At 74.4% G+C, this 5,217-nt stretch carries 5 protein-coding genes; 4 read left to right on the top strand and 1 reads right to left on the bottom strand.

Going from position 1 to position 5,217, the window contains the following annotated elements:
* The coding region (locus ACWDCZ_RS38570) for a hypothetical protein (RefSeq protein WP_449818384.1) at positions 1–575 on the top strand (575 nt) is incomplete at its 5' end.
* 75 nt (positions 576–650) lie between these two features.
* The gene (locus ACWDCZ_RS38565; protein WP_449818383.1) at positions 651–1,220 is read left to right on the top strand and encodes a PH domain-containing protein; all 570 of its coding nucleotides are present in this window, start codon (positions 651–653) and stop codon (positions 1,218–1,220) included.
* A 102-nt stretch (positions 1,221–1,322) separates the two neighbouring features.
* On the opposite strand, the gene ACWDCZ_RS38560 is transcribed toward ACWDCZ_RS38565, so the two are convergent.
* Entirely contained in the window at positions 1,323–3,383 is a 2,061-nt protein-coding gene (locus ACWDCZ_RS38560; protein ID WP_449818382.1) for an amylo-alpha-1,6-glucosidase, read from the bottom strand.
* Between the two features lie 218 nt (positions 3,384–3,601).
* Here ACWDCZ_RS38560 and ACWDCZ_RS38555 point away from each other — a divergent pair, with 218 nt between their 5' ends.
* Positions 3,602–4,594 carry a LacI family DNA-binding transcriptional regulator gene (locus tag ACWDCZ_RS38555; RefSeq protein WP_310593080.1) on the top strand — a complete coding sequence of 331 codons (993 nt, stop codon included), beginning with the start codon at positions 3,602–3,604 and terminating at the stop codon, positions 4,592–4,594.
* A gap of 56 nt (positions 4,595–4,650) precedes the next feature.
* Positions 4,651–5,217 (top strand): extracellular solute-binding protein (locus tag ACWDCZ_RS38550; RefSeq protein WP_449818381.1); only part of this gene is annotated, 567 nt, incomplete at its 3' end.

Below are 5,217 nucleotides of genomic sequence, written 5' to 3'. Positions count from 1 at the left end.
GCACCACCCCGGTGGACGACGGCGAGTTCCACCTGGTCGAGGCGGCCGCCGCGGACGAGCGGGCGGCCCGCGAACTGCTGGCCGGCGTGGCGGCGTTGGCGCCCGAGGCACGGCTCCAGGTGGTGCACCGGCCCGGCACCCTGCCGGCCACCGTCTGGCACGGGCTGCTGGACGACACCCCGCGCCCCGAGGCGGAGCAGTACTACGTCCGCATCCCCGATCCGGCCGTGCTGCTCGACCGGCTGCGCCCCCTGTTCCGCCAACGCCTCGCCGCCGCCGGCCTGGACCGCGCCGACGGCGAACTGCTGCTCTCCACCTACCGCGCGCACTACCGGATCCCGCTCGGCGCGCAGGAGCCGGGCTCGGTGGTCACGGGCGGCACGATGCAGGGCACGGGCCCGGGCGGCGGCGTGGGCGTGGCGCCGGACGCGCTGGCGGCGCTGCTCTTCGGGCCGTACGGGCTGGAGGGGTTGAGCCGCATCCGGCCGGACGTGTACGGGCGTGGGGACGAGGAGCTGCACCGGGCGCTGTTCCCGCCGCTGACGTCCGATCTGCTGACGTACTACCTGCCGTGACGTCCCGTCTGCCGGGCCCCGTCACGGGGACCCCGCCCTGTCGGGGCCCGGGGGCCGGGGCGTAGGGTGCGCCCTGTGAACGAACTGATCTTCCGGGGGAAAGACAAGTTCCGCCCGTCCTGGTCCGATTTCGGCCTGCTCGCGGTCATCCTCGCGGCCCAACTCGTCATCGGCTACAAGAGGCTCGGCCTCGTCCCGACGCTCCTGATCGTCGCCGGGACCCTGGTGATCGCCGTCCCGAGCCGCTTCGCCACCATGCGGTGCTGGAGCCGGGTCGGTGCCGACGGGATCACCCTCTGCTGGGGGCTCGGCCGTGGCCGCACCTACTCCTGGCAGCAGATCGCCTGGATCGACGTGCGGGAGACCAAGGGCTTCGGCATGAGTGAGGGCACGCGCGCGGCCCGGATCCACACCGTCGACGGCCGGCGCCGCTCGCTTCCGGCCCTCCAGAGCAGCACCTTCTACCCGTCGGCGGACTTCGACACGGACTTCCGCCGGGTCGTCAACTGGTGGGAGCTCAGCACCGAGCCGGGCGAGCGCGTCCGGCCGGGCGCCCAGGTGCGGGACCGGCTGACGCCGGTGAAGGTCGGGCTCCTGGCCTCCGTCGTCCTCGGCGCCGTCATCCTCGTCGACGTCCTGCGGTAACCACCGGAACTCCCGGTTCGGCTCCGGTTCCCGGGTGGGAGCCGGAGCCGACCTGTGTTTCCGCGCGACCGAAGCGCCGTCGGCGCACCGCGGTGCCGCCGGTCAGTCGACCACGGTGACCGTGAAGCCCTCGGGCGCCCGCAGCCGGACCGCGCCGGTGTGGTCGGTGGTCACCTCGATCGGCAGTCCGGCCACCGTCAGCCCCTCGATCCGCAGCGACTCGTACCCGGCGGGCACCCGCGCCCGGACCGTCAGCCGGCGGCCCGGTGCGTCGGCCTCCAGGCCGAGCAGCGACTGGAGGACCGTCACGGCGGAGGCGGCGGCCCAGGCCTGCGGGCGGCAGGACGCCGGGTACGGGACGGGACGGGCGTAGCGCTCACGCGGGTGGCCGCCGAAGAGTTCGGGCAGCCGGTGGTCGAAGCCCGCGGCGGCGCGCACCAGTCCGGCGGCCAGCGGCTCGGCGGCCTCGTGCAGTCCGGCCTTGGCGAGGCCGTGGACGGCGATGGCGCTGTCGTGCGGCCAGACCGAACCGGTGTGGTAGCCGAGCGGGTTGAAGCCGGCCGCGGCGGCGTCCAGGGTGCGCAGCCCGTAGCCGCTGTCCATGCCCGGGGCGGTGAGCCGGGCGGCGACCAGGGCGCTCTCCTCGGCGTCGAGCAGGCCGGTGCCGAGCAGGTGGCCCATGTTGGAGGCGATCGAGTCGACCCGGCGCTTGTCCCCGTCGAGGGCGACCACCGGGTAGCGGCCGTTTCCGTCCTCGGTCCAGAAGGCGTCGCGGAAGCGTTCCCGCAGACGCTCGGCCCACTGCCGCCAGTGCTCGGCGCCGGGGCGGCCGAAGGCCTCCAGCAGGTCGGCCGCCTTGACCGCCGCCTCGTGGGCGTAGGCCTGGACCTCGCTGAGCGCGATCGGGGCGTCGGCGATCCGGCCGTCGCGGAAGCGGATGCTGTCGGAGGAGTCCTTCCAGCCCTGGTTGGACAGGCCGCTGCCGGTGCTGTCCACGTACTCCAGGAAGCCGTCGCCGTCCGCGTCGGCGTACCGCTCCAGCCAGTCGAGGGCGGCCTCGGCGTGCGGGAGGAGGTCCTCGACCTGGTCGGCGGGCAGGCCCCAGCGCCAGGCGTCGTGCAGCAGGACGAGCCAGAGCGGGGTGGCGTCGGCGGTGCCGAAGTAGCAGGGCGGCAGGTGGGCGCCGGTGTCGAGGTGCTGCTCGGCGCGGCGGACCTCGTGCAGGATCTTGCCGGGCTGCTCCTCGGTGGCCGGGTCGACGGCGCGGCCCTGGCGCCGGGCCAGGGTGCGCAGGGTGCCGGCGGCGAGTTCGGTGCCGAGCGGGAGGAGCATCCGGGCCGCCCAGAGCGAGTCGCGGCCGAACAGGGTGAGGAACCAGGGCGCGCCGGCGCCGAGGAAGGTGTCGGCGGGGCTCAGCGGGTCGGTGAGCAGCAGGCCGCGCAGGTCCTGGTGGGAGCGGGCGAGCCAGTGGCCGAGGTCGTGTTCGCGGCCGGTGACCTCGGGGGCGCGCCAGGGGGCGGCGTCGGCGGGCGGGGCGGGGAAGAGGTCTCCCTCGGCGTGTTCGGCGGTGCACTCCAGGACGGCGTGCCAGGACTGGCCGGGGGCGAGTTCGATGTCGTAGCCGGCGGTGCCGGTGGCGGGGTCGAGGTGGTCGGGGGCCGGGGTGAGGGCGAGGACGGCGGTGAGCGGGCCCCGGCTCCAGCGCAGTGCGTCGTCGCCGTCGGCGCCGGCGGTCAGCGGGGTGTCGGCGCGGCCGGCCTTGACGGTGTCCATCGCGGCGAAGTCGCTCTCGGCGCGCAGCTCCAGGCGCAGCCGGGCGGTGAGGTCGCCGCCGTTGTGGACGGTGTAGCGCTCGGTGAGGCGTCCGGGGGCGAGTTCGCGGCGGCGTTCCAGGGTGGTGGCGGGGTCGGCGGTCCGCTCGGCGAGGCCGCGCAGCACGGTGACGAAGGTGGTGCTGCCGTCCGGTCCCTCGGCGGTGGCGACGGGGGCGTTGGGGACGCCGGGGACGGTGGCCTCCAGGCGGGAGAGGATCCGGCGGTCCCCGTGGAAGAAGCCGTCCGCTCCCCCGGCGAACCGGCCGTCGGGGCGGGAGGCGCAGAAGCTCGGGGCGGCCACGGAGAGCCGGGCGTCGTGCAGGAACGGCTGCAGGTCAATCGCTTCCATCGCTGATATGGTCTCTTCATCCTCTGCTGGGGGCTTGACAGTTGCTTCCACCCGGGCGCAACCTTTCTGCCGTTGGAGCGTTCCAAGACATTAACCCCCCTGGTGGGGATGATGGAACCCCGGATTGGAACGCTCCAACATTCATGTCGATGGAGACAGAACCTAGGATCGCCGTCATGCATGCACACTCATCGCCCCGGCCCAGGACAGGGTCCGCCGTGACCCTCGAAATGGTCGCCGCCCGGGCCGGCGTGGGCCGCCAGACGGTCTCCAACGCGATCAACTCGCCCGAGCTGCTGCGCCCGCAGACGCTGGAGCGGGTCCGGCGCGCCATCGACGAGCTCGGCTACCGGCCGCACCGGGCCGCGCAGGCCCTGAAGACCAGAGCCAGCCGGCTGATCGGCTACGGCATCCGCTCCAGCAGCACCGGCGTCGCGACCCCCGTCCTGGACCGGTTCCTGCACTCGCTCTCCGAGGCCGCCGACCGGGCCGGCTACCGGGTGGTGCTGTTCGCCGTCGCCCCCGGGGACGACGAGCTCACCAGCTACCGGCAGCTGCTGGACGAGCACGGCGCGGACGGCTTCGTGCTCAGCGGCACCGACCGCGGCGACCGCCGCCAGGGCTGGCTGCACGAACAGGGCGTCCCGTACGTCGCCTTCGGCCGCACCTGGAGCGGCCGGGACGTCGGCGACTGGGTCGACGTGGACGGCGCCGCCGGGACCTCGGCCGCCGTCCGGCACCTCGCCGGGCTCGGCCACCGCAGGATCGGCTTCCTCGGCTGGCCCAAGGGCTCCGGCGTCGGCGACGACCGCGCCCGCGGCTGGCAGAGCACGATGCGCGAACTCGGCCTGCCCACCCGGGGCCGCCGGGCCGAGAGCCCGGACGACCCGGAGCGCGCCACCGAGGCCGCCGAGCGGCTGCTCGCGGCCGGCGCGACCGCGGTCGTGGCCGCCAGCGACACCCTGGCCCTCGGCTGGTACCAGGCGCTGCGGCACGACGGCCGCACCCCCGGCCCGGAGGCGGCCGTCATCGGCTTCGACGACTCGCCGATCGCCCCCCTGCTCTTCCCCTCGCTGTCCAGCCTCGCCCAGCCGCTCGACGCGGTCGGCCGCGAGTGCATGCGGCTCCTGCTCGACCGGCTCGGCGACCGGCAACGGCCGACCGAACACGTCCTGCTGGAACCGGAACTGGTGCTCCGCGAAAGCGTGTGACACCGCTCCCCCGAGCCGTCTCCGACCCATCCCCCACCCTCGCAAGGAGATCACGCATGGCCACCTCCCGTACCCTCGCCGCGGCCGCCGTCTGCGCGGCCGTCGCCCTCGGCGCCGTCACCGGCTGCTCCTCCTCCGGCGGCTTCGGCGACTCGACGGCCAAGCAGTCCTCCGGCGGCAAGCAGGACCTGACGGTGCTGATCGCCACCTCCGGCGAGGCCGAGACCGCCGCGGTCAAGGCGGCCACCGCCGCCTGGGCACAGCAGACCGGCAACAGCGTCACGGTGCAGATCGCCAGCAACATCAACCAACAGCTCGGCCAGGCCCTCGCCGGCGGCACCCCGCCGGACCTCTTCTACGTCAACTCCGACCAGTTCGCGAACTACGCCAAGGGCGGCTCGCTCTACGCCTACGGCGACCAGATACCCGACGCCGCGGACTTCTCCGAGCAGCTGCGCAAGGCCTTCAGCAACGACGGCAAGCTCACCTGCCTGCCCAAGGACAGCTCCACCCTGGGCCTGGCGATCAGCCGCCCTCGCGATGTCCGCCGGCTCGGCCTCCGCCATCGTCGACTCGGACGGCGCCGCCACCTCCGTCCAGGGCAACGGCGGCACCAACCACAC

Source organism: Kitasatospora sp. NPDC001225, from assembly GCF_053597855.1.
This window is presented reverse-complemented; position numbering and strand designations above follow the sequence as displayed.